The organism is Roseateles sp. P5_E1 (assembly GCF_054049335.1).
In genome coordinates this window covers 1-708 of record NZ_JBFUMN010000200.1, presented here as the reverse complement: position 1 = coordinate 708, position 708 = coordinate 1, and the positions used below count along the sequence as shown (strand labels likewise).

Sequence of the window (708 nt, the reverse complement as noted above, 5' to 3'; positions counted from 1 at the left end):
AGGCGATGCCGGCTTCGCGCAGCATCAGCGCCAGCAGCCGCGCCGGGTAGGTGGCCAGGTCTGGATCGGCGGCAAGTGCCTGGACAAGGACTGCACCCGCTCGGACGTCAAGGTCATCACCGTGCAGGATTGACCGGCCCTGCCCGCCCTTCCGGCCTCGAGGACCGGGAGGGCGGGCATGTCAGGATCACGCCTTGGGCGTGAGCTTCAGCAGGCGCCCGTTCTTGCCGTCTTCCAGCAGCCAGATCGCACCGTCTGGGCCCTGCTCCACTTCGCGGATGCGCTCGCCCATGTTGAAGCGTTCGGCTTCATGCGCGCTGTCGCCGTCGAAGGCCACGCGCACCAGCGCCTTGGACGACAGCCCGCCGATAAAGCCGCTGCCCTTCCACTGCGGGAACTGCGTCCCGCTGTAGATGATGAAACCGGCCGGCGAAATCACCGGGGTCCAGCTCACCTTGGGCGCTGTGAATTCGGGGCGTGTGGCGTGGTCGGGAATATCGCGGCCGTCGTAATGGTTGCCGTTGGACACGATCGGATAGCCGTAGTTGGCGCCGCGCTCGATCAGGTTGAGTTCGTCGCCGCCGGCCGGGCCCATCTCGTGCACCCACAATTTGCCGCGCGCATCGAAGGCGATGCCCAGTGCATTGCGGTGCCCCAGCGACCAGACCTGTGCGGCCACGCCGCCCTGCGAGGCGAACGGGTTGTCGG

1 protein-coding gene is annotated in these 708 nt (G+C 67.4%); it reads right to left on the bottom strand.

Annotation, left to right across the window (positions count from 1 at the left end; all coding sequences use genetic code 11):
- Positions 1 to 187: 187 nt before the first annotated feature.
- The coding region (locus tag ACXJKJ_RS30595) for a PQQ-dependent sugar dehydrogenase (RefSeq protein WP_457395210.1) at positions 188 to 708 on the bottom strand (521 nt) is incomplete at its 5' end.